Source organism: Niallia yueguangensis (genome assembly GCF_052663115.1).
In genome coordinates this window covers 108,840-130,041 of sequence record NZ_JBQTCX010000010.1, presented here as the reverse complement: position 1 = coordinate 130,041, position 21,202 = coordinate 108,840, and the positions used below count along the sequence as shown (strand labels likewise).

The 21,202-nt window shown below is 39.9% G+C and carries 19 protein-coding genes and 1 riboswitch; of the genes, 18 read left to right on the top strand and 1 reads right to left on the bottom strand.

Annotation, left to right across the window (positions count from 1 at the left end):
* The first annotated feature begins 10 nt into the window (after positions 1-10).
* Genes ACTYA4_RS11370 through ACTYA4_RS11360 form a run of 3 tightly spaced genes read left to right on the top strand, consistent with a single transcriptional unit; the run spans position 11 to position 4,561 of the window.
* On the top strand, positions 11-961 hold the full coding sequence (locus tag ACTYA4_RS11370; protein WP_443481092.1) for an FTR1 family iron permease: 951 nt from the start codon (positions 11-13) through the stop codon (positions 959-961).
* A 46-nt stretch (positions 962-1,007) separates the two neighbouring features.
* Complete coding sequence (locus tag ACTYA4_RS11365; protein WP_445505646.1) at positions 1,008-2,465, top strand: hypothetical protein; 1,458 nt, start codon at positions 1,008-1,010, stop codon at positions 2,463-2,465.
* Positions 2,466-2,509: 44 nt separating this feature from the next.
* Positions 2,510-4,561, top strand: a complete 2,052-nt coding sequence (locus ACTYA4_RS11360) for a molybdopterin-dependent oxidoreductase (RefSeq protein WP_443481090.1) — start codon at positions 2,510-2,512, stop codon at positions 4,559-4,561.
* A 77-nt stretch (positions 4,562-4,638) separates the two neighbouring features.
* Here the strand turns inward: ACTYA4_RS11360 and ACTYA4_RS11355 are convergent, their stop codons facing one another.
* Positions 4,639-5,031, bottom strand: coding sequence for a (2Fe-2S) ferredoxin domain-containing protein (locus ACTYA4_RS11355; RefSeq protein ID WP_443481089.1), 393 nt, complete (start codon positions 5,029-5,031; stop codon positions 4,639-4,641).
* Between the two features lie 530 nt (positions 5,032-5,561).
* Positions 5,562-5,741, top strand: a riboswitch (cobalamin riboswitch).
* 184 nt (positions 5,742-5,925) lie between these two features.
* Between ACTYA4_RS11355 and cobJ the strand changes: the two genes are divergently transcribed.
* The 15 genes from cobJ (at position 5,926) to cobO (ending at position 21,115) form a co-directional block, all read left to right on the top strand.
* Positions 5,926-7,548 carry a precorrin-3B C(17)-methyltransferase gene (gene cobJ, locus ACTYA4_RS11350; RefSeq protein WP_443481166.1) on the top strand — a complete coding sequence of 541 codons (1,623 nt, stop codon included), beginning with the start codon at positions 5,926-5,928 and terminating at the stop codon, positions 7,546-7,548.
* A gap of 34 nt (positions 7,549-7,582) precedes the next feature.
* Entirely contained in the window at positions 7,583-8,491 is a 909-nt protein-coding gene (locus tag ACTYA4_RS11345) for a sirohydrochlorin chelatase (protein ID WP_443481088.1), read from the top strand.
* Positions 8,488-9,282 carry a precorrin-6A reductase gene (gene cobK, locus ACTYA4_RS11340; protein ID WP_443481087.1) on the top strand — a complete coding sequence of 265 codons (795 nt, stop codon included), beginning with the start codon at positions 8,488-8,490 and terminating at the stop codon, positions 9,280-9,282. Before ACTYA4_RS11345 ends, cobK begins: the two co-directional genes overlap by 4 nt.
* Positions 9,283-9,295: 13 nt before the next feature.
* Positions 9,296-9,943 (top strand): precorrin-8X methylmutase, encoded by a 648-nt coding sequence (locus ACTYA4_RS11335; protein WP_443481086.1) that lies wholly within the window; start codon positions 9,296-9,298, stop codon positions 9,941-9,943.
* 5 nt (positions 9,944-9,948) lie between these two features.
* Positions 9,949-11,058: a cobalt-precorrin-5B (C(1))-methyltransferase gene (locus ACTYA4_RS11330; RefSeq protein WP_443481085.1), complete on the top strand. Its 1,110-nt coding sequence runs from the start codon at positions 9,949-9,951 to the stop codon at positions 11,056-11,058.
* Position 11,059: 1 nt separating this feature from the next.
* On the top strand, positions 11,060-12,250 hold the full coding sequence (cbiE, locus tag ACTYA4_RS11325) for a precorrin-6y C5,15-methyltransferase (decarboxylating) subunit CbiE (protein WP_443481165.1): 1,191 nt from the start codon (positions 11,060-11,062) through the stop codon (positions 12,248-12,250).
* 2 nt (positions 12,251-12,252) lie between these two features.
* Positions 12,253-12,954 (top strand): precorrin-2 C(20)-methyltransferase, encoded by a 702-nt coding sequence (gene cobI, locus ACTYA4_RS11320; RefSeq protein ID WP_443481084.1) that lies wholly within the window; start codon positions 12,253-12,255, stop codon positions 12,952-12,954.
* Positions 12,951-13,724: a precorrin-4 C(11)-methyltransferase gene (gene cobM, locus ACTYA4_RS11315; RefSeq protein WP_443481083.1), complete on the top strand. Its 774-nt coding sequence runs from the start codon at positions 12,951-12,953 to the stop codon at positions 13,722-13,724. Before cobI ends, cobM begins: the two co-directional genes overlap by 4 nt.
* Positions 13,721-14,845 (top strand): cobalt-precorrin 5A hydrolase, encoded by a 1,125-nt coding sequence (locus ACTYA4_RS11310; RefSeq protein WP_443481082.1) that lies wholly within the window; start codon positions 13,721-13,723, stop codon positions 14,843-14,845. Before cobM ends, ACTYA4_RS11310 begins: the two co-directional genes overlap by 4 nt.
* Positions 14,846-14,870: 25 nt before the next feature.
* Positions 14,871-16,241 carry a cobyrinic acid a,c-diamide synthase CobB gene (locus ACTYA4_RS11305; protein WP_445505645.1) on the top strand — a complete coding sequence of 457 codons (1,371 nt, stop codon included), beginning with the start codon at positions 14,871-14,873 and terminating at the stop codon, positions 16,239-16,241.
* Positions 16,234-17,751 carry a cobyric acid synthase gene (locus ACTYA4_RS11300; protein ID WP_445505644.1) on the top strand — a complete coding sequence of 506 codons (1,518 nt, stop codon included), beginning with the start codon at positions 16,234-16,236 and terminating at the stop codon, positions 17,749-17,751. The genes ACTYA4_RS11305 and ACTYA4_RS11300 overlap by 8 nt, the downstream gene beginning before the upstream one ends.
* Before the next feature lie 5 nt (positions 17,752-17,756).
* A complete protein-coding gene (gene cobT / locus ACTYA4_RS11295) occupies positions 17,757-18,791 on the top strand; it encodes a nicotinate-nucleotide--dimethylbenzimidazole phosphoribosyltransferase (protein WP_443481164.1) in 1,035 nt (344 codons plus the stop codon).
* A 401-nt stretch (positions 18,792-19,192) separates the two neighbouring features.
* On the top strand, positions 19,193-19,960 hold the full coding sequence (cobA, locus tag ACTYA4_RS11290) for a uroporphyrinogen-III C-methyltransferase (RefSeq protein WP_445505643.1): 768 nt from the start codon (positions 19,193-19,195) through the stop codon (positions 19,958-19,960).
* Between the two features lie 12 nt (positions 19,961-19,972).
* Complete coding sequence (locus ACTYA4_RS11285) at positions 19,973-20,542, top strand: nitroreductase family protein (RefSeq protein ID WP_443481078.1); 570 nt, start codon at positions 19,973-19,975, stop codon at positions 20,540-20,542.
* A gap of 15 nt (positions 20,543-20,557) precedes the next feature.
* Complete coding sequence (gene cobO, locus ACTYA4_RS11280; RefSeq protein ID WP_443481077.1) at positions 20,558-21,115, top strand: cob(I)yrinic acid a,c-diamide adenosyltransferase; 558 nt, start codon at positions 20,558-20,560, stop codon at positions 21,113-21,115.
* The last annotated feature ends 87 nt before the right edge of the window (positions 21,116-21,202 follow it).

The following is a 21,202-nucleotide window of genomic DNA, read 5'->3' as shown; positions in this document are numbered from 1 at the left end:
TGGTCATTTTATGGAAATACAAGCACTGTTAATTACATTTCGTGAGGTTCTTGAAGCGCTCTTGATTGTAGGAATTATCACGACATACTTAAAAAGAACGGATAACAAGAAGTATACAAAATATGTATGGCTGGGAGCCGGGCTAGCTGTATTGGCTAGTTTTGGGGCTGCTATGTTATTTCAACTTGTATTCACTGGCTTTGCGGCAATGGTCAGTGAAATGTATTTGAAAATAAGCATCATGATTATTTCTGCTCTCCTATTGACACAAATGGTATTTTGGATGGCTAGCCATAGCAGAGACTTAAAAGGCAATACGGAAGACAAGATGAGTAAGTTTATTTCAACAGGAAATGTTGTTGGAATGGTCATTCACTCTTTCTTAGTAGTCCTTAGGGAAGGGATTGAAACCGTCTTTTTCTTTGCTGCTATTACTGGCGGGAATATTGGTGCTGCGATGCACGGATGGGGTGCTATTACTGGCGTCGTCATTGCATTTGTTGTTTCTCACCTATTCTTTAAAGGAACAATGAAAATATCGCTTAAGACATTTTTTAAAGTGACAGGGGCATTTATCATTTTAATCGCTGCTGGGCTTCTGGTTCAGGCTATTTCGATGATGCAGGATTTAGAGATTATCGGAAGTGTCATTCCACATCTATACGATTTAACTTGGTTCCTGCCGGAGCATCCGATTGATTATGATCATTATTTGCGAGATCATGGGACAGCACCGTTATTGTCAGGGGAAATTGGCATCTTTTTGAAAGCATTGTTTGGCTACTCATCGATGCCATCTATAGAAGAAGTTATTGCCTACCTTGGCTATTTTGCCGGAATTTATTTATTAACGTCTTATCGATCTACTGACGATGTAAAACAAAACAGTAAAAAAAAGACAAAAGCTTTAAAAAACGCAGTAAGCAATCAAAAGAATAAGCACGTTTATGAAAAGTACTAGGATTTCCTTGTGCTTTTTTCTATATGCTTATTAGAAGGAAGGTCATATGGATATACATAAAAAAGCTGAGTGGCATTACAAAATACTTGTCTTGACAAGTATAGCCGCCATCATCATTTTATTCTTGTACCAATTAAAGCACATTAATGCCTTCGCAGCTTCATGGGATCAGGTGGATTATTCTCTTGCTTTGGAACGATTCGATATCATGGCGATGCAGCCACATTTTCCCGGATACCCTTACTTTATTCTTGGTGGAATGTTTATCCATCAATTCATAGAAGATCAAACAGCTTCCTTAACGGTATTTAATATTCTTTTTTATTTTAGTGCAACCTTTCCGATTTATAATCTGGCAAGAGGACATGTTTCAAAGCCGTTCAGTTTCTTGATTACTGCCATGATATACTCCTCTTCATATATTCTATTAACTGTAAATCAACCGATGTCTGAAGGAGCGGGCTTAGCGGCATTATGGTGGTATTTTTGGAGCATTGATAGAGCCGTTCGAAAGAATGGGCGCCTTGCTGATTGGCTGCCTCTGATTCTTTTTAGTGTATTGCTTGGAATACGTTTATCTTACATACCTTTTGGCGTTGGACTTATTTATTTGTTCTGGAAAAAATGGAACGACAAAACATATACACGGAAGCAGCTGTATATGCGCATCGTGTTTGCTTTCCTGTTTCAGCTCATATGGATAGCGGGCATTATTTTTTCTGAAGGAAGTATTCATGGATTTGTGAAGCTTGCCTTTGCATTTACGAGCGGCCACTTTAATGATTGGGGAAATACGGCGGTTTCAAGCGATCAATCTATTTTGGATCGGGTATTTACATTGATGTTCAACAATCTTTTTTGGCATGGATTATCGTCGCTGTCTATTATTATTGCTATCATCATGGTCTTATTTTTGCTTTATGGTTTATTGCATTTTAAGTGGAGTTTAAAAACATTTTCGTTGGCTTATGTGATGGCTTTAAGCTACTTTATTTGGGCGCTGTTGGCACAAAATGTGGATAAACCTCGGCATATTGTGCCTGTTGTCTTGTTTATCCTATTTATCCTGTTCGTAGCAGTTTTAAAGAAATGGACTCATCCGATAGCAGGCGTTATCTTTATAATCTTGCTTTTTTCGAATTCGGTAAAATCGGTCCAAATGATTGATGAACAAGCTAACGAAATGCCTGCCAGCTATCAATTAGCAGAATACACAAAAAAAATGGATAAAAACTCTATTCTTTACACATGGGAAGAAACAAGGGTATTGGAATACTTGGACTCCCCAATTCATCATAAAAAAATTATGACATACGAGATTTTCTTGCATGATATGAGTTATTATAAAAACAGTCAAATTTTTTTAACGAATAAAGTAATTGAAGGGTTTTCGAAACAAGGGATTGATCTGTCAGGCAAAATCAAAAAAGTAAAAACGTTTCAATCCAATCCTATTTATGACCCTGTTTATCATGAGATTACGTTGTATGAATGGTTTAAGTAGTATAAGGTTTAAAAGGAGATTCTTAAAGGATAAAGGTGATAATCATGCAAAATATTGTTCAGCAAAAGGATGGGATTTTTCCGTCTGTATGTTCACTCGATTGTCCGGATCAATGTGGGTTGCTCGTTCATAAGCAAAATGGAAAAATAATTAAGGTGGAAGGGGATCCGAATCATCCGATTACAAAAGGAAATATTTGTAATAAAGTTCGTCATATGACGGAAAGGATATACGATCCGAAACGCCTTCAAACTCCGCTGAAAAGAGTAGGAGAAAAAGGGGAAGGGAAATTTGAACCAATTAGCTGGGATGAAGCGATCTTAACCATTACAAACCATTGGAAAGAATTAATCGAACAATATGGTTCAGAAAGTATCCTCCCATATAGCTTTTATGGAAATATGGGGAGATTAAATGCAGAAGGAATGGATCGACGCTTTTTTCATCGTCTAGGAGCAAGCAGGTTGGATCGAACGATTTGTCAAGTTGCTGGTTCAACAGGCTACAAATATACAATGGGTGATGCTATAGGGATTGACCCAGAAGAAACGATTAACACAAAACTCTTTTTATTTTGGGGTATTAACGCTGTTAGTACAAATATGCATCAATTGACAATTGCTCAAAAAGCTAGGAAAAAAGGAGCAAAGATCGTCGTTATTGATGTGCATAAAAATCAAACAGGACGTATGGCAGATTGGTTTATTCCTATTTTGCCAGGTACGGATAGTGCACTTGCATTAGGAATCATGCATATTCTCTTTGAAGAAAATATGGTGAACAGGGATTTTTTACAAGAATATACGATTGGATATCAAGAATTGCAAAAGCATGTCCATCAATATGATCCGCAAACTGTATCGGGCATAACAGGAGTACCGGTCGATGATATTTATAAGCTTGCACGGATGTACGGGAAAACATCTCCTTCTTTCATTAGAATAGGCAATGGGTTGCAGCATCATGATAATGGAGGAAATTGTGTACGAACAATTTCTTGTCTGCCTGCATTAACGGGACAGTGGCTTGTTAAGGGAGGCGGGGCAATAAAATCAAATTCAGGTTTTTTAGCTACAAATGCAAAGGCTTTGCAAAGACCAGATTTATTGCTTGATCAAAAAACTCGCGTTATTAACATGAATTCGATTGGACATGCATTACTGCACGCTGATCCGCCAATTCGATCTATGTTTGTATATAGTTGTAATCCTGCCGTTGTTGCGCCAAATGCAAATAAAGTAAAAGAAGGATTAATGAGGGAGAATCTTTTTACAGTTGTTCACGACTTGTTTTTAACAGAAACAGCTGCATATGCCGATATAGTATTACCTGCAACATCAGCATTTGAAAATATGGACTTCTACGCTTCTTATTGGCATCAATATATACAAATTCACCTGCCAGTAATTGAGAACTATGGTGAATCAAAATCAAATGTTGAGGTGATGCGTCTTTTAGCAAAAGGGATGGGCTTCACTGATTCGATTTTCCAAGATACAGAGGAAGAGATGATTGAACAAGCGCTTGATAATGAAAATAATCGTTATTTAGAAGGTATCACTCTTCAATCACTTTTAGATTATCAGTATGTAAAAGCGAGCTCAAAATCCTTATTTCCACTTAAAACGCCAAGTGGAAAAATTGAGCTTTATTCAAAAAAAATGGAGGAAGACGGTTATCTTCCACTTCCAACCTATATTCCACTTGAAAGTGAAGAAGATGGTGGTTTTCTGTATATACCAGCGCCAAATCATAATTTTCTAAATTCAACCTTTTCAAACAATGAAAAGCATGTTTCGATGGAGAAATATCCAAAGCTTTTTATGAACGTTCTAGATGCGAAAGAAAATGGCATTGAAAATGGGGATCTTGTTAAAGTGTGGAATGAACGAGGAGAATGTGAAATTATTGCATCTGTAGGTGAAAATGTTTTGTCTGGAGTTGTAGTATCGCAAGGCTTGTGGGCAGATGAAAAAGATAAGAAGCAGTTAGTGAACAGTCTTACACCTGATCGAATCGCTGATATGGGTGGAGGCGCAACCTTTTTTTCAGGAAAAGTTAATGTGAAAAAAGTAGAGAGAAATTCATTATATTAGAATAAAAACCAATTGTAGAGAAAAAGGAACCTGTCTACAATTGGTTTTTTGTTTTGCTATTATTTTAGTATCACTATTTATAGTGTTTTAGATACTTTTTTCACCTTTTCTGTGTCTTTAAAAACCCCTGTGATGACTTCAGGTTCACGATCAAACCCTTCACCATTAAACGTATGGCTTACTTTTTCTGTAAAATCTTCATTGACAAGAAGCGAGTCAACAAAGAGGGGGGCATCCTCAGGTTTTAAATCTTGATACCATGTTCCTTTCGGATAGTCGATAACAACACATTTATCATGACATCTTCCATTACATCGTGTACGTGTCGTGTGAAGCGCATCGTCAAGTTCTCGGTCTAAGATTTCTTTCCGAATCGCTTGTGTCAGCTCCTCTGCTCCGGCCCGATTACAGCTGCTGCCGTTGCAGATAAGGATATGATGCTTCGTATTGCTTAAGTCCCATGTCGCCATAAATATTTCCCTCCAAATAAAATAAAGTCATCACGATTTAAAATAGTTAATAGTTTTATTTCTTTGTCTTGCTTCATTCTTCCTTTTAAAGCGTAATGGTTACGATTTATGTAATTTTATCTCTTTTCCAAGTCCAACGCAAATATTTAGGAAGAAGCTGCATAATGCTAGTGTAAGAAAAAATAGGGTAATATCGTTAAGTTAAAGCCAGTTAAGAATAATAGATTAATTTAGAATAGTCAATTGTAATTTTACTTTATCAAGATATAGACATCATTTTTAGGATTTCTTTTTTTGCTTACAATTGATAGAATAAACACTATAAACGTAGTAGAAATTATTTAACGGATTTTTCTATTTTAATGGTGTTAACAGGGGCACTTTATTTTTTTAGAAGAAACAATAGAATGGATTATTTGTTTGATTAATGGACATTTAAGAAAAGTTACTTTAAAGTAGTATTAAAGAATAGAAGGCAACAAGTTTTGTAATACAGAAAATGAAACGATTTATGAGATACGAATACAACTACATAATGCTTTAGACAAGGTGCGCAAAAATTGCGTTAAAAGGGAAGAACGGTGAAAATCCGTCACGGTACCCGCCACTGTAATAAGGAGTTTCATTGCAAGTGTCACTGAAAATGTTTGGGAAGACGCAATGGAATGTAGATTTTAAGTCAGGAGACCTGCCTTATCTAAAGACTTCATTAACCTACGGGATATAGGAGGAAGTGCTGTTGAATGCAAAACGCATCGTTTTGTGTGTATTTATTCTGCACTCCTGCTTTGGTAGGAGTGCTTTTTTATTTTAGAGAGAAGAAAATTTTACTTAACATAGGGCTCTATAACAGGAGTATATGATGTTTGAATATTGGCAAGGAGGAGCATGATGATGAAGGGAAAACTACTTGTAATTGGCTTCGGTCCAGGAAGCTTTGAGCATATCACGGATCGGGCAAGAGAAGCGATACAAGAAAGCGATGTAGTCATTGGCTATAAAACATATGTTGAATTAATTGCGGGGTTATTAACAGGGCAAGAGCTTGTCAGTACGGGAATGACAGAAGAGGTAACCAGGGCGCAGGAAGCTGTAAAACAAGCGGAGCAAGGAAAAAAGGTTGCTGTTATTTCCAGTGGTGATGCAGGTGTTTATGGAATGGCAGGCCTTGTTTATGAAGTTCTGATTGAACAAGGATGGAGAAAAGAAACAGGAGTAGAAGTAGAGATTGTTCCGGGCATTTCTGCGATTAACTCTTGTGCCTCTTTATTAGGAGCTCCTATTATGCATGATGCTTGTACAATCAGCTTAAGTGATCATTTAACACCTTGGAGTTTAATCGAAAAGAGAATTTATGCTGCTGCTCAGGCTGACTTTGTCATCGCTTTATATAATCCAAAAAGCGGCAGAAGAACGAGACAGATTGCGGAAGCGCAAAGAATTTTATTAAAGTATCGTTCTCCTGATACACCAGTAGGGTTAGTAAAAAGTGCGTATCGTGACCGCCAAAGTATTGTCATGACCAACCTAAAGGAAATGCTTGATCATGAAATCGGGATGTTGACAACCGTTATTATCGGAAATTCGTCTACCTTTTTTTATGATGATTTGATGATTACACCACGTGGATATCAAAAGAAATATACGCTGAATCAAACAGAACAGCCATTAAAACCGCATCAACGCTTGCGAAAAGAAGCAGAGCCGTGGGCGCTTGACCAAGTGGAAACGGCAGCAAAGAGTGAAGCGGCTGTTGCAGTTGCAGAAGTAAAAGCCTCATCAAAAGAAGTAGCAGAACAGGCATTAAAAGCGATTTTAGGGGAAGAGAAGGATTCTTTCAAAAGCGAATACGTCCATCAGCCTATCCAATCTATTTTTGAACTTGCAGTTAGCCCTGGTGTTGTCAATAAAAAATTCACGCCAAAGCAGCTGATTGTACTTGCTGATATTGTTGGAGAAGAGGGTGTAATGGAGTATACACAGGATCATCATATAAAGCTCCAAATTCCAACTGCCAATCCAGCTGAAATTACAGAGAAATTAACGGCTGCTAATTTTCTGCTTTCTCCAGTAGGAGATGTCCTGACAGTAAAAGCATGTGATTTTTGTGATGGTGAGAAAAGTGATTCTATCCCACATGCAGAAGCATTGCAGCAAAAGCTTGGGGGAATGCAGCTGCCAAAAGAACTGAAGCTTGGTTTTAATGGCTGCGGTATGGCATGTTACGGTGCAGTAAAAGAGGATATTGGCATTGTGTATCGTAAAGGTGCGTTTGATTTATTTTTAGGTGCAAAGACAGTTGGAAGAAATGCACACTCTGGTCAAATTGTTGCGGAAGGCATTTCACCTGATGAAATTGTGAGAATAGTAGAAGCCGTTATACAAGAATATAAAGAGAAAGCGCACCCGAATGAGCGTTTCCATAAATTTTTTAAACGAATAAAGAACATACAAGGATTCCAATATCAAGATATTACACCAAAAATGCAGGTTGCAGAAGCGCCGTGCGGTGATTAAGAAATAATTAAAGTTAAACAAAGGGGGAAACAAGATGAGAGCAATTTTGTTTGTAGGACATGGGAGTAGAGATCCTGAGGGGAATAGCCAAGTTGTGCAATTTATTGAAAATATGAAAGCAGATTGGGATCAATCATTATTAATAGAAACGTGTTTCTTAGAGTTTGAAAGGCCAAACGTGAATCAGGGGATTGATATTTGCGTAGAAAAGGGAGCGAATGACATTGTCGTAATTCCAATTATGCTCTTGCCTGCTGGACACTCAAAAATTCACATTCCAGCAGCAATTGACGAAGCAAAGGAAAAGTATCCGCATGTGCAGCTTACATATGGAAGACCAATTGGTGTTCATGAAGCAACCTTCGAGATTTTAACAACGAGATTAGCAGAAACCGGGGAGGATTTGGATAACCCTGCTTCTGATACAGCAATCTTGCTGACTGGGCGCGGCGGGAGCGATCCAGATGCAAATAGCGATTTGTATAAGATTGCAAGATTACTATGGGAGAAAACAAATTATAAGATTGTTGAGCCAGCTTTTATGGGGGTTACAAATCCGCTTGTAGATGAAGGAATAGATCGCTGTATAAAGCTTGGAGCGAAAAAAGTGATTATTTTACCTTACTTTTTATTCACAGGCATCTTAATTAAACGTTTGGAGGATATGGTAGTTCAATATGAAACTCAATACCCGGCTGTTGAATTTAAGTTGGCAGACTATTTTGGATTCCATCCTAAATTGCAAACTATATTAAAGGACCGTGCCGAAGAAGCACTTCAAGACGAAGTGAAAATGAATTGTGACACATGTCAATATCGCCTTGGTGTAATGGAGCATGTTCATCACCACCATCATCATGACCACGACCATGATCACGATCACCATCATCATCACCATCATAGTCATGAACATGCGGTGCAAAAGGCAGGAGATACAACATGATATTAATGTTGGCTGGGACGAGTGATGCTCGTATGTTGGCAATTAGAATGAAGGAAGTGGGATATAACATTCTTACAACCGTTGTTACGGAAAGTGCAGAAGCCGAAATGAAACGGTCTGGAATCGACGTGCTGACAGGAAGGCTGACAGATGTAGAAATGATGAGCTTAATAAAAGCAAAAGGCGTACAAGCTGTTGTTGATGCAAGCCATCCTTTTGCAGAAGAAGCTTCCAAAAATGCAATAAGTGCTGCAAAACAAGCAGAGGTTCCGTACATTCGATATGAACGTGAATCACAGACATTTGCGTATGAAAAAATGTCTGTTGTCGACGATTACGAAGAAGCGGCGTCATTGGCAGCAACGAAAAAAGGAGTTGTGATGCTGACAACAGGAAGCAAAACACTTCAAGTGTTTACGAAGAAGCTGTTGGAAGTTCCGGATATACGTCTGATTGCTCGTATGCTTCCAATCGCTGAAAATATGGAAAAATGTACGAAGCTTGGGCTTCTGCAAAAAAATATTATAGCGATTCAAGGTCCTTTTACAAAGGAATTTGATCAGGCTCTTTATAAACAATATGGAGTAAATGTGATGGTGACGAAAGAAAGTGGGAAAGTCGGTTCGGTTGATCAAAAAGTAGAGGCGGCGAAAGAGCTTGGCATCGAGATTATCATGATCAGGCGTCCGAGAATTGATTATGGGCATGTTTATTCTCAGTTTTCTGATGTTATTCAAGCCATAAGTGAAATACTGCCACTTACAGCAGAAAAAGAAAAAATTATTCGATAAGGAGTTGGAATGGATGGATTTTAAAACAGAATTTAAACCTATTACCGTGCAGCCACAGCAAATTGAAGGAAAAAGTTTTGAAATGATTGATGAGGAAGTTGGACCGCATTCTTTTACAGATGAACAATATCCGATTGTGCAGCGTGTCATTCACGCATCAGCCGATTTTGAACTAGGACACAGTATGCTGTTTCATCCAGATGCAATCCAAGCCGGAATTCGTGCGATTCGAAGCGGGAAGAAAGTCGTAGCAGATGTTCAGATGGTTCAAGTTGGAGCAAACAAACAAAGAATTGAAAAGTTCGGCGGAGAAATTAAAGTATACATCTCTGATCCGGATGTGATGGAAGAAGCAAAGAGGTTAAATACAACACGTGCAATTATTTCGATGAGAAAAGCGATAAAAGAAGCGGATGGCGGTATTTTTGCAATTGGTAATGCGCCGACAGCGTTGCTTGAACTAATTCGTCTTATTAAGGAAGGAGAGGCTAAGCCTGGTCTTGTCATCGGACTGCCGGTAGGATTCGTTTCTGCTGCAGAGTCCAAGGAAGAGCTGGCGAAACTTGATATTCCGTTTATTACGAATATTGGAAGAAAAGGCGGGAGTACCGTCACAGTTGCAGCATTGAATGCCATTTCTATTCTTGCAGACAAGGAATAAGAAACATGAAAGAACTACCAAAAGATAAAAGCAAGCTACGTGAAGGGTATACAACAGGCTCGTGTGCAACTGCAGCTACAAAGGCAGCGTTAACAGCATTAATTACAAATGAAGCGCAAACCGAAGCAACGATTTATTTGCCGGTTAAGCGCTTTGCCACTTTTCAGATAGAAAGTTGTGAGTTCACAACTGATACAGGGACGGCGAGCATCATTAAAGATGCTGGAGATGATCCGGATGCAACACATGGAGCATTAATTATTTCTGCTGTTTCCTGGTCTGATAACACAGGTATTGTGATAGACGGTGGTAAAGGTGTTGGGCGTGTAACGAAAGAAGGATTGCCGGTTGAAGTAGGTGAGGCAGCGATTAATCCGGTGCCCCGTAGGATGATAAGAGAGGCAGCCGAAGAGGTATTAAAGGAATATGACATTAACCGCGGAATTAAAATTGTCATCTCTGTGCCAGACGGCGAAGAAATAGCCAAAAAGACATTAAATGGACGTTTAGGTATTATTGGCGGTATTTCAATCTTAGGTACAAGGGGAATCGTTGTTCCCTTTTCTACATCTGCATATAAAGCCAGCATCGTTCAGGCTATTAGCGTAGCACGGGCAAGTCATTGCGACCATATTGTCATTACAACAGGCGGGCGAAGTGAAAAATATGCGATGGAGCAATATCCAGAGTTGCCGCAAGAAGCATTTATCGAGATGGGAGATTTTGTTGGGTTTACATTGAAGCAATGCAAAAAGCAAGGTGTTAAAAGAGTTTCCATGGTTGGTATGATGGGGAAATTTTCAAAGGTTGCACAAGGTGTCATGATGGTTCATTCCAAAAGTGCTCCTGTTGATTTTCATTTTTTGGCGAAAGCAGCCAGCGAAGCGGGAGCATCTTCTGCACTAGTGGAAGAAATTAAAAATGCCAACACAGCATCACAGGTTGGCGACATGATGACAGCAAATGGCCATTTGCAATTTTTTGAGACGCTTTGCAAGTATTGCTGTCTTTCTGCTTTAAAAGAGACAGGAGGCGGCATGGAAGTAGATACCTCCCTATATACAATGAAGGGAGAGTTTTTAGGAACGGCGGTGCAAAGTGGTGAAGTCTATTAAAATGATTGGAATTGGTGATGAAGGGAAACAAAGTCTGCTGCCAATGTATGAAAAGTGGATTGATGAAAGTGAAGTATTAGTAGGCGGCAGGCGGCAGCTTTCTTTTTTTGCCGATTACGAAGGAGACAAGGTTGTCATTGAAGGGGGGCTCACTTCACTTGTGGAGCTCCTTCAGTCTGAGACGAGAAGCGTTGTTATTTTAGCATCAGGAGATCCGTTATTTTACGGAATCGGAAGCTATTTATCGAGCAAGATGAGTATTGAAATTTACCCTTATTTAAGTTCAGTACAGCTTGCTTTTGCCAAAATGGGAGAACGGTGGCAGGATGCGTATTTCACAAGCGTTCATGGAAGAAGTATGAAGGGATTGGCACAGCGCATTGATGGCAAAGAAAAAGTAGCCATTTTGACAGATGTAGAAAATTCACCAAATAAAATTGCGGACTATTTGTTGTCTTTTGGTATGACTGAATTCAAGGCATTTGTTGGAGAGAATTTGGGCGGAGAAAATGAAAGATGCAGATGGTTTAATCTTGAAGACATGAAGGGTGTTGAATTTTCACCGTTGAATGTTCTCGTATTAAAGAAAAACGCAGAAGGGCCGTCATGGTCGATTGGCATTGATGACGAAGAATTCATTCAAAGAAAGCCTGATAAAGGGCTGATTACAAAAAAAGAGATTCGAACTTTAAGCATCAGTGCATTGCGTTTAAAAGAAAACAGTATAGTTTGGGATATTGGGACATGTACAGGATCTGTAGCGATTGAAGCGGCAAAGATTGCTCGAGAAGGGCAAATATTTGCGATTGAAAAAAATGAAGCCGACTTGGAAAATTGTCAACAAAACTTGGCCAAATTTCGTGTGGATGCAACGGTAGTGCATGGCAAAGCACCAGAGAAGCTGGATGAATTTCCAGATCCCGATGCGGTGTTTATCGGAGGTACGGCAGGTGGAATGGATGAAATTTTATCTATTTGCTGCAGCCGTTTAAAAGATAAAGGCCGGATTGTATTAAATGCAGTCACCATTGAAAATTTAGCAGAAGCTGCAGCGGTATTCAAAAAGCAAGGGTTTAATACAGAGATTACACTTGCTCAAATTTCAAGAAGCAAACCAATTTTGAATTTGACACGTTTTGATGCATTAAATCCTATTTATATTATTGCTGCAGAGCGACAGGGAGGAGCATAAGCATGCTTGGAACACTATATGGCCTAGGGGTTGGACCTGGGGATCCAGAATTAATCACAGTAAAAGCATTTCGAAAGTTAAAAGAATCACCGGTTATTGCTTATCCGAAAAAGCAAAGAGGAAGCAAAAGCTATGCCCAAAAGATCATAGAAGTATATTTTCAGCCAAATGAAAAGGAAATGCTTGGACTTGTTTTTCCGATGACAAAAGATACAGGAATTTTAGAAAGAAAATGGAGCGAAACGGTTGAAAGCATCTGGGAGAAGCTTCGAGAAGGCAAGGATGTTGCATTCGTTACAGAAGGCGATCCACTTCTTTACAGTACGTTTATACATATGATGCGCCTTATGAAGGAACGTTATCCAGAAGTGCCAATTGAAGTAGTACCAGGTATTTCATCTATGAACGGAGCTGCTGCAAGACTTGGCATTCCACTGGCAGATGGTGATGAGCATGTGGCCATTATTCCGGCGCGAGATGACTATGAAACAATGAAAAAAGCGATTGAAGACCATGATTGCATTGTTTTTATAAAAGTGGCAAAAGTGATTGATTTGATGATTCAAATTTTACGAGAATTAGATTTATTACATAAAGCATCAGTCGTAACAAAGGTTACATCGGACGAAGAGATTGTTTGGAAATTAGATGAGCTTGAAGGAGCAGAACTTGAATATTTATCCTTAATGGTGGTGAGAAAATGAAGCTATACATAATTGGAGCAGGACCTGGAGACCCGGATTTAATTACAGTAAAAGGTTTAAAGCATCTTCAGGAAGCTGATGTGGTACTTTATGCCGATTCTCTTGTGAATGAAGAATTGATCGCAAAAGCAAAACCAACAGCAGAAGTGATGAAAACGGCAGGCATGCATTTAGAAGAAATGGTAGCTGTTATGGTGGAGCGAATCCGTGAAGGGAAAAAGGTTGTTCGTGTCCATACAGGAGATCCTGCTGTGTACGGGGCAATTATGGAACAAATGGTCCTTTTGAAAAAGGAAGGAATTGGCGTGGAGATCGTGCCGGGCGTCAGCTCTGTATTTGCATCAGCGGCAGCAGCGCAGGCAGAACTTACCATTCCTGATTTAACACAAACAGTTATTTTGACAAGGGCTGAGGGAAGAACGCCGGTTCCAGAATTTGAAAAACTGCAGGATTTAGCGAAACACCATTGTACCATTGCCCTTTTTCTAAGTGCCACATTAACGAAAAAGGTTGTGAAGGAGCTTATAAGTGCGGGATGGAGCAACGATACGCCTGTTGTTGTAGTTTATAAAGCATCGTGGCCTGATCAAAAAATTGTCCGGTCTACGCTTGAACATTTAGATGAAGATATGCGGAAAAATGGCATTCGCAAGCAAGCGATGATTTTGGCAGGCTGGGCACTTGATGAAAAAATACATGATAAAGATTATCGTTCAAAGCTTTATGATAAAACATTTACTCACGGATTCCGCCGGGGGGTGAAAGAGTGAGTATAGCATTGCAGGAAGGACAAATCCCTCCGGTTATCCAGAAGGGGGATTATGCAGTTGTTGCCATTACGAAGCACGGGGTCGATATCGCGAGAAATCTCGGACGTTCGTTTCAAAACAGCGATGTGTATTATATGAGCAAATTTGAAAAAGGAGACGAGCAGACGAGAGGCATTCAAATGTTTACAGGTAGCGTCCGTTTGCTGCTTCCTGCTCTTTTCCAATCTTACCAAGGGCTTATTATTATCATTTCACTTGGTGCAGTTGTCCGAATGATTGCCCCTATATTAAAGGATAAGAAAACAGATCCAGCCGTTGTTGTCATTGATGATAAAGGAGAGCATGTCATTAGTGTATTGTCTGGGCATCTCGGCGGAGCGAATGAACTGACAAAAGAAGTAGCTGCTGCATTGGGCGCTCGTCCAGTTATCACAACTGCTTCAGATGTTCAACAAACCATTCCTGTCGACTTGTTTGGAAAGCGGTTCGGCTGGACATGGGAGTCAGCCGAAAAGTTGACTCCTGTCAGTGCAGCAGTTGTGAACGAAGAGCAAATTGCCGTCGTGCAGGAGTCTGGAGAAAAGGAATGGTGGCATTACAATCGTCCTATTCCCGAAAATATTAAAGTGTATAGCTCTGTTTCAGAAGCGCTGGAAGCTGCTTATTCTGCTGCGCTCGTTGTCACGCATCGAAACTTAACAGAAGAAGAAACTGAGATTTTACATAATGGTGTTTTATACCGTCCTAAAGTGATTGTACTTGGCATGGGCTGCAACCGAGGCACGTCTGCTGAGGAGATTGAGGCTGTCATCCATGAAACATTAAAGGAGCTCCATTTTTCATCCAAAAGTGTAAAAGCACTGTGTACCATTGATTTAAAAAAGGATGAAGAAGGCTTGCTTGAAGTAGTCCAAAAAAATGGCTGGGAGTTTGTCTATTATACTCCTGACGAGTTAAATACAATCAACATAGAGAGTCCATCTGAAACGGTTTATAAATATACAGGCGCTTATGGCGTAAGTGAGCCAGCTGCATTATTATACAGTGGAGCCGAATCATTGGAGCTAGTTAAGAAAAAATCCGGAAATGTAACGATTTCGGTAGCAGTAATACCGTATTAACTAAATTGTGGAGGGAGGAAAAAAGATGTCAAGCCGCAGACTAGTTATTGCAGGTACGGGAAGCGGTGTCGGGAAAACGACACTCACAATCGGAATTATGTCGGCATTGCAAAAAAAGGGATATACTGTGCAAGGATTTAAATGTGGACCAGATTATATTGATCCCACTTATCATACTGCTGTTACAGGAAGAACGTCACGAAATTTGGATAGCTGGATGTTAAACCATGATATGGTCAAAGAAATTGCATGTTTAGGCAGTAAAGGAGCTGATATTTCTATTATTGAAGGGGTTATGGGGTTTTTTGACGGGAAAAATCCAACCAATAATGATGGGACAACAGCAGAAATTAGCATCATTACAAAGAGCCCTGTTGTGCTTGTCGTAAATTGTGCCAGCATGGCCCGCAGTGCCGCTGCAATTGTAAAGGGATTTCAAGCTTTTCTAGAGGAAGCGAATATAGTTGGTGTCATTGCGAATCGTATTGGCAGCGAAGGTCATTTTAAGATTGTAAAAACAGCGATAGAACAGGAGTGCAACATCCCTGTTATCGGTTATTTGAAACGAAATCAAGATGTTGCTATTCCAGAGCGTCATTTAGGATTAGTTCCATCAGTAGAACGTGGTGAACTCGATTCATTTTTTGATCAGCTTGGCGAATTGGTTCTTGAAACGATAGACGTAGAGCAATTATATGAGCTGGCACAAGCTCCAGAACTTGAAATAGTAGAATCACAGTTTAAGAATAAAGAAAACCAAACTGTTCGTATCGCTGTTGCTAGAGATGCAGCTTTTAACTTTTATTATCAAGAGAATCTTGACCTGCTAAAGGCACACGGAGCAGAGTTAGTGGAGTTTTCTCCATTGAAAGGTGAAATCCTTCCAAATGATGTTGCTGGATTATACATTGGCGGCGGCTTCCCTGAGGAATTCGCGAAGGAATTGTCTCAGCAAATTGCAGTCAAACAATCGATTCAAACAGCAATTGAAAATGGTCTGCCGACTTTAGCGGAATGCGGTGGATTTATGTTTTTAACAGATGCAATTGAAACGACAGACGGAGAAAAGTATGAAATGGTCGGTGTCATTCCTGGAGAAGTGAAAATGCAAACGAAGCTCGCTGCATTGGGGTATCGTGAGGTAACAGGGGAAGAAGGAAACTTTTTGTTTCATGGAAATGTAAAAGCGAAAGGACATGAATTCCACTATTCTACCTTCCATCCAAAAGGTGAGGTTCCCTATGCATATCAAACAAAAGGGATGCGTGGCATCAAGCAAGAGGGGTATATGAAAGGAAATCTTGTAGCTGGATATACTCATTTCCATTTTGGTTCCTGTCAAGAGATGGTGAAGAATTGGATGAATCAATGTAAGGAGATTAAAGCATATGGCTAAAGCTCTTCCTATTATGTTTCAAGGGACGCACTCTGACGCAGGTAAAAGTGTGATTGTTACGGCATTTTGCCGTATGTTTACTCAAGATGGATTCAAAACAGTTCCATTCAAATCACAAAACATGGCGTTAAATTCCTATATCACAGTCGACGGGAAGGAAATTGGAAGAGCACAGGGGGTTCAAGCGGAGGCAGCTGGCATTAGTGCAACAACAAATATGAATCCTATTTTAATCAAACCAACCCGTCACAATGAATCACAAATTGTCGTGCATGGAAAACCGTACAAAAATATGGAAGCAAGTGCATATAGAAAGGAATTTTTCGATACAGGCCTGCAATTAATTGAAGAGTCCTTAGCGTTTCTTTCTAATACAAGTGAACGTATTGTCATTGAAGGAGCTGGCAGTCCAGCAGAAATTAATTTAAATGACCGTGAACTAGTGAATATGCGTGTTGCTAGGATGGCAGACGCTCCCGTTGTTCTTATTGGTGATATTGAAAAGGGAGGCGTATTTGCCAGCTTAGTAGGAACCCTTCAGCTGCTGGATCCTGAGGACAGGGACCGCGTCATTGGTGTCATCATAAATAAGTTTCGCGGTGATGTAGGTTTGCTGGAACCAGGATTAAAGTGGTTTGAGGAGTATACAGGAAAACCTGTACTAGGAGTCATTCCATATATGCCACATTTAAATATTGATGCAGAAGACTCCGTCATATTAAATCAATATACAGCTGTGAAAAATAGTGAAAAAGAATTAGATATTGCAGTTATTCAATATCCTAAGATTTCTAATTTTACAGATGTGGATCCTTTTTTTGTAGAACCTGATTGTCATGTCCGTTTTATTACGAGAGCGGATCAATTACAAGAGCCAGATCTTGTTATTTTGCCTGGAAGTAAAAATACGATAGAGGATTTAATGTTTGTAAAGGAAAGTGGCATTGGGGAGAAGCTGCAGAAATTACATGATAATAATCAGTCGCTTATTTTTGGAATTTGCGGTGGATATCAAATGCTTGGGTGTGATATTAGCGATCCATTTTCTATCGAATCTCCTCTTGAACATATGAAAGGACTACGTTTTCTCCCGCTGCATACGACTATTACGAAAGAGAAAACAACAGAATTGTCAGAAGGCCAATTAACGTTTCACGGGCAAACATTTGATGTGAAAGGTTATGAGATTCATATGGGGGAAACCCATTTGGATGGAGAGTATGATGCGCTTATTGAAGCAGCCAATCGGAAAGATGGATGTAAAAGTAAGGATGAGCAAGTAATTGGGACGTATTTTCATGGGATTTTTCATAACGATGTTTTCCGGGAAACAATATTGAATGCTATTCGAGAAAAGAAAGGGTTAAATCCGATAAACAATCGTGTTTCCTTTAATCAATTGCGTGAAGGCGCATTCGACCGCTTAGCTGATCATGTGAGACAGCATGTCAAAATGGATTTCATCGAGCAAAAAATGGAAGAATTTCAGAAAAAGGGGATTAAACCGTGATTCGTATATTAGAGCAGATTCAGCCTGTTGATAAAGAGATGGGAAAGCAAGTACAACGATATATTGATACATTAACAAAGCCTCCTGGAAGTCTTGGAAGGCTGGAGGAAATGGCCGTTCAGCTTGCTGAAATAACGTCTGAGGCGTTTCCAGTTGTTACACCGCCTGGGGTTATCGTGTTTGCAGCCGACCATGGTGTTGTGAAGGAAGGTGTATCCGCTTTTCCACAGGAAGTAACGGCGCAAATGGTGCTGAACTTTTTACAAGGGGGTGCCGCAATTAATGTATTCAGCAAGCAAATAGGTGCTGCGTTTGAAATCGTTGATGTAGGGGTTGCAGCAAACATTGATGCTGATGGTGTGATCCAGCGTAAAGTACGTTATGGTACAGAAAACTTTTGTGAGCAGGATGCCATGACAAGAGAAGAAGCAGAGAAAGCGATAGCAGTCGGATGCGAACGCGCTGAAGCGATGATTAAACAAGGTGTAAAATGCTTAATTCTTGGTGAAATGGGCATTGGAAATACAACGGCAAGCAGCGCCATTTTAGCTGTTCTAAGCGGTAAAAATATAGATAAACTAGTTGGTCAAGGAACAGGAATAGCAGCTGAGAAAGTGCAGCATAAACAAACGGTTATTTCTCGTGCAATAGCAGCGCGAATGCCTGATCGCAATGATCCAATTGATGTATTGGCGAAGGTTGGCGGATTAGAGATTGCAGCGATGACTGGTGCGATGTTGGCAGGAGCTGCACACCGCATTCCCATTCTCGTTGACGGATTTATTTGTACAGTTGCAGCATTGCTTACAAAAGAGATTTGCAGCTTAGCAAGTGAATATATGATTGTCGGGCATCGTTCTGTTGAAATGGGGCATAATATCGCAATTGAGCTATTAGGAAAGAAGCCTATTCTCGATTTAGGGCTGCGTTTAGGAGAAGGAAGCGGAGCAGCCATTGCTTTTCCAATTGTACAGTCAGCAGCTTTAATGGTACGGGAAATGGCAACTTTTCATTCAGCAGGCATCTCAAATAATGAGTGAACTCGTTTCAGCAAGCTGAAATAACAGGAAATCAGGTGGATTGTGACCCAAAAGCTATCAATCTAATGAAAAAATGGATAATTCCGCGATAGTGAGAAAGAATCCTGCGATAATTTTGATAATTCCGTGGTAGGGAGAAGGAATCCCGTGATAATTTTGATAATTCCGCGGTACGAAGAAGAATCCCGCGATAAATTTGATAATTCCGCGGTAGGGAGAAGGAATCCCGCGATAATTTTAATAATTCCGCGGTAAGAAGAGGGAATCCCGCGATAAATTTGATAATTCCGTGATATGGAGAAGGAATCCCGCAAATATAATAAAATGCTTAACTTGATGGATTGAAGGTTTTACCTATTAAAAAATAATTGTATAAACATAAAGAAAGAAGTGGGTTGGTTGTGGCAAAAGGAAAAGTATATTTAGTTGGCGCGGGACCTGGAGATCCTAAACTTATTACAGTGCATGGGATGGAGTGTATCCAAAAGGCTGACGTTATTTTATATGATCGCTTAGCTAATGAAGCTCTCTTACAGTATGCAAAGGCTGAAGTCGAGCTTATTTTTTGTGGGAAACTTCCAGGGAAGCATCAATTAATTCAAGAACAGATTCATGAGCTTTTAGTTGAAAAAGCATCTGAAGGAAAGACAGTAGTCCGTCTAAAAGGCGGGGACCCTTGTGTGTTCGGTCGTGTCGGCGAAGAAGCGGAAGTATTAGCAGAGCATGGTATTCCGTATGAAATCGTACCAGGCATCACATCAGGAATTGCGGCACCTGCTTATGCTGGTATTCCGGTGACACATCGCGATTACGCTTCTTCCTTCGCGATTGTAACGGGTCATGGCCGTGCTGAAAAAGATGAAGATCATATTAACTGGTCTGCGCTTGCGCAAGGCATCGATACGATTGCTTTTTACATGGGTGTTGGCAATTTAAGCAATATATGCAGTCGATTGATTGAGCATGGAAAGAATCCTCATACTCCAGTTGCGCTTATTCAGTGGGGGACAACAGAAAAACAGAAGACGGTAACTGGTGATTTAACTACTATTGAAAAGGTGGCAGCAGATGCACAAATTACACATCCTGCGATCGTTCTTGTCGGTGAAGTCGTTCAATTACGTAATAAAATTAAATGGTTTGAAGAATTGGAAGCACAATCATTATAGGGAGTGATCAATATGTCAATTATAACAGAGCTAAAAAAAAGAAGAGCTATTCGTGATTATACTGCCTGCGAGGTAGAGGACGAAAAAATTAAAGTACTTCTGGAAGCTGCTACATGGGCGCCGAACGATCGAATGAGAGAACCGTGGAGCTTTTATGTCATAAAGGGTGAGGCAAAAAAGCGTTACGAAGAGATAGCAACTGTTTACTTACAGGAGCGATTTCCAACGAAGCCAAATTTAGTGGAGAGCTCTTTAAAAGTGATGAGAAATACGCCTGCTCACATTGTAGTAACAGCGGATATAGTCCCAGGAGATAAAGAAGCTTCTCAGGATAATGAATACGCAGTATGTTGTGCTATTCACTCTATGTGGCTTGCTGCTGAAGAATTAGGGTTAGGATTCGTATGGCGTACAAGAGGTGTTGGACTCGTTCACGATGAACGTATGTATGAGTTTATCGGTTCACCTGAAAATAAAAAAATTATCGGAACTGTATTTATCGGCTATCCGAATGACGAGTCATTAAAAAAGATGAAGACACCAGCAAGAACATCTTTTGAAGAAAAAACAGTCTGGATGTAAACGAGGGCTAATAGTATGGAAACAGCAGCAGAAAAAAGAAAAAAGCGCGGACTAATGCTATTGTATACAGGTGATGGAAAAGGGAAAACGACAGCAGCCCTCGGTCTTGCAGTGCGTGCAGCTGGACGTGGAAAACGAGTATTAATGATTCAATTCATTAAATCGCCGCAAAGAACATATGGAGAAAAAATTACGTTTGAGAAACTAGGCATAGAAATCCATCAAAAAGGAATTGGTTTTACTTGGACGAAGACTCCAGAAGAGCATCGGGAGGCGTTGAAGGCTGCATGGGCGTTTACAAAGGCAAAAGTATTGTCCAATCAATATGATGTTGTGATTCTAGATGAGCTTAACAATGCGCTGGCAATTACAAAATTCCCGATTGAGGATGTCCTTCCTTTAGAAGAGGTATTACATTTAATTCATAATCGTCCAGAACACATGCATTTGATTGTAACAGGGCGTTCAGCAAAAGAAGAATTAATTGATTGTGCTGATTTAGTAACGGAAATGAAGGCAGTAAAGCATTATTATGATGAAGGAATTCCAGCTGTGTTAGGGATTGAATTTTAATGAAGGAGATGGCTGACAGCGAAGCAGCAAGTCAGAGTAGCTTTTACTTTTTAGTGCAAATATTAATCCACTCGTTCCTCCGATATG

What these genes read in the sequence shown, in the direction of transcription:
- cobO (WP_443481077.1), top strand. Translation starts at nt 20,558, where the DNA reads ATGGAAACAGCAGCAGAAAAAAGAAAAAAGCGCGGACTAATGCTATTG.
- ACTYA4_RS11335 (WP_443481086.1), top strand. Translation starts at nt 9,296, where the DNA reads ATGGATTTTAAAACAGAATTTAAACCTATTACCGTGCAGCCACAGCAA.
- cobK (WP_443481087.1), top strand. Translation starts at nt 8,488, where the DNA reads ATGATATTAATGTTGGCTGGGACGAGTGATGCTCGTATGTTGGCAATT.
- ACTYA4_RS11300 (WP_445505644.1), top strand. Translation starts at nt 16,234, where the DNA reads ATGGCTAAAGCTCTTCCTATTATGTTTCAAGGGACGCACTCTGACGCA.
- ACTYA4_RS11285 (WP_443481078.1), top strand. Translation starts at nt 19,973, where the DNA reads ATGTCAATTATAACAGAGCTAAAAAAAAGAAGAGCTATTCGTGATTAT.
- cobM (WP_443481083.1), top strand. Translation starts at nt 12,951, where the DNA reads ATGAAGCTATACATAATTGGAGCAGGACCTGGAGACCCGGATTTAATT.
- ACTYA4_RS11365 (WP_445505646.1), top strand. Translation starts at nt 1,008, where the DNA reads ATGGATATACATAAAAAAGCTGAGTGGCATTACAAAATACTTGTCTTG.
- ACTYA4_RS11330 (WP_443481085.1), top strand. Translation starts at nt 9,949, where the DNA reads ATGAAAGAACTACCAAAAGATAAAAGCAAGCTACGTGAAGGGTATACA.
- cobJ (WP_443481166.1), top strand. Translation starts at nt 5,926, where the DNA reads ATGAAGGGAAAACTACTTGTAATTGGCTTCGGTCCAGGAAGCTTTGAG.
- ACTYA4_RS11305 (WP_445505645.1), top strand. Translation starts at nt 14,871, where the DNA reads ATGTCAAGCCGCAGACTAGTTATTGCAGGTACGGGAAGCGGTGTCGGG.
- ACTYA4_RS11355 (WP_443481089.1), bottom strand. Translation starts at nt 5,031, where the DNA reads ATGGCGACATGGGACTTAAGCAATACGAAGCATCATATCCTTATCTGC.
- cbiE (WP_443481165.1), top strand. Translation starts at nt 11,060, where the DNA reads ATGATTGGAATTGGTGATGAAGGGAAACAAAGTCTGCTGCCAATGTAT.
- cobI (WP_443481084.1), top strand. Translation starts at nt 12,253, where the DNA reads ATGCTTGGAACACTATATGGCCTAGGGGTTGGACCTGGGGATCCAGAA.
- ACTYA4_RS11360 (WP_443481090.1), top strand. Translation starts at nt 2,510, where the DNA reads ATGCAAAATATTGTTCAGCAAAAGGATGGGATTTTTCCGTCTGTATGT.
- ACTYA4_RS11345 (WP_443481088.1), top strand. Translation starts at nt 7,583, where the DNA reads ATGAGAGCAATTTTGTTTGTAGGACATGGGAGTAGAGATCCTGAGGGG.
- ACTYA4_RS11370 (WP_443481092.1), top strand. Translation starts at nt 11, where the DNA reads ATGGAAATACAAGCACTGTTAATTACATTTCGTGAGGTTCTTGAAGCG.